A 1,248-nucleotide genomic window follows, 5' to 3' on the forward strand; every position below is an offset into this window, starting at 1 on the left:
TGATGTGGCCTAATTATCCCGGACACGCCCAAAGGAGCGGTAATCTACCGCTCAACCAAGAGGTGTTCGATGTCCCGACGTAATTTTTCGACAGAGTTCAGGCAAGAGGCAGCAGCCCTTGTTCTTGATAGTGGCTACACCACCCCAGAAGCCTGCAAAGCCATGGGCGTTGGCCCAACCGCACTGCGTCGGTGGGTGGAACAACTCCGCCAAGAGCGTTTCGGCATCACCCCCGAAACGGCTTCAGCCATGACGCCTGAACAACAGCAAATCCAGGCGCTGCAGGTAAAAATCCGCAAGCTCGAGCTGGAGAAGGAAATCTTAAAAAAGGCTACCGCTCTCTTGATGAACGATTCCCTCGATCGAAGGCTTTGATCGATGCGTTAAGTGAGCGTTTCACGGTAACTGACTTGTGTCGTGTTTTTGGGGTAAGCCGCAGCGGCTATTACGAGCATCTCAAGCGCCGCAATTGCCCCGATCCAGATCGGGAGCGGCTGAAAACGTTGGCCACAGGGCTGCATGCCGAAAGTCGAGGCTCCATGGGCGCACGAGTATTGTCTGCGGCGCTCAAGGCCCAGGGCGAACAGGTGGGGCGTTTTTTGGCCGGGCGGTTAATGGCCGAGGCTGATTTGCGGAGCATTCAACGTCGGCCAAACCCTTATCGCCTGGCCACGGTGGAGGCAAAATTTGCACCCAATCTATTGGAGCGCCAGTTCGAAGTGTCGGCGCCCAATCGGGTTTGGTGTGGTGATATCACCTATATCTGGGCGGGGACGCATTGGCTCTATCTGGCGGCTGTCCTCGATCTGTATGCCCGGCGGATCGTGGGTTGGGCCATCTCCAAAAGCCCCGATTCGGCATTGGCGTGCAAGGCATTGGAGCTGGCCTATCAGGCCCGCGGAATGCCCGACAAGGTCATGTTTCATTCGGATCAAGGCTGTCAGTACAGCAGTGAGCTGTTTCGCGACAAGCTTGAAGTATTCGGGATGAGGCAAAGCATGAGCCGGCGTGGAAACTGCTGGGATAATGCACCGATGGAGCGTTTTTTCAGCAGCCTGAAGTCAGAGTGGATACCCAAGAAAGGTTACCAGGACGAGGCGAAGGCCAGGCCGGATGTACTTCGCTACGTGATCCATCATTACAACCAGGTCCGGCTTCACAGCCATAACGAGTACCGCACGCCGGTGGAGCATGAAAGGCTGGCGGCGTAGCTCCTAAACAAATGTCCGGGATTGGTTGACCAGATCA

Annotated in this window: 1 protein-coding gene; it reads left to right on the forward strand. The window is 56.0% G+C overall.

Annotated features, from left to right (window positions below; all coding sequences use genetic code 11):
• Positions 1-69 precede the first annotated feature (69 nt).
• Positions 70-1,211, forward strand: a protein-coding gene (locus ACWKWX_RS32590; protein WP_483829923.1) for an IS3 family transposase whose coding sequence is annotated in 2 segments (ribosomal slippage) — positions 70-319 and positions 319-1,211 — 1,143 coding nt in all. Because the reading frame shifts where the segments join, the coding sequence is not laid out codon by codon here.
• Positions 1,212-1,248 lie beyond the last annotated feature (37 nt).

It is taken from the genome of Pseudomonas imperatae (assembly GCF_057128625.1).